Raw genomic sequence first — 646 nt, forward strand, 5'->3', positions numbered from 1 at the left:
TGTCCGGCAGCGCCGGCTCACGGGCCACGTGACGGGCGGCGGAGAGCTGTTCCGGCGGGCGCTTGCCGGCCCGCCAGGCCGCGATGAACACACCGACGATGATGGCGCCGAACACCAGCGTACCGATGCCCCAGATCAGCCATTGCATCCATCCCAGTTCGGGTCCCATCGCGCATTCCTCCGTCTATCGTGGCGCTATTGTCAGCGCTCGCGCAGCCATCGCGCCACCTGCGGCGCGAAATAGGTCAGGACGCCATCGGCACCGGCCCGCTTGAAGCCCAGCAGCGACTCCAGCACGCAGGCGCGCTCGTCCAGCCAGCCGTTGGCGAAGGCGGCCTTCATCATCGCGTACTCGCCACTGACCTGGTAGGCGAAGGTCGGCACGCCGAACGTCTCCTTCACCCGGCGCACCAGGTCCAGGTAGGGCATGCCCGGCTTGACCATCACCATGTCGGCGCCCTCTTCCAGGTCCAGCGCGATCTCGCGCAGGGCCTCGTCGCCGTTGGCCGGGTCCATCTGGTAGGTCTTCTTGTCGGCCTTGCCGAGGCTGGCGGCGCTGCCCACCGCATCACGGAACGGACCGTAGAATGCCGAGGCGTACTTGGCCGAGTAAGCCATGATGCGCACGTTGACGTGGTTGTCGGCA

At 67.3% G+C, this 646-nt stretch carries 1 protein-coding gene; it reads right to left on the minus strand.

Annotated features, from left to right (window positions below):
* Window positions 1–201: 201 nt before the first annotated feature.
* Window positions 202–646 (minus strand): porphobilinogen synthase (locus DAI20_RS19625; protein ID WP_497802642.1); only part of this gene is annotated, 445 nt, incomplete at its 5' end.

This window comes from Planctomonas deserti (genome assembly GCF_003067705.1).
GTDB classification, from domain to species: domain Bacteria; phylum Actinomycetota; class Actinomycetes; order Actinomycetales; family Microbacteriaceae; genus Planctomonas; species Planctomonas deserti.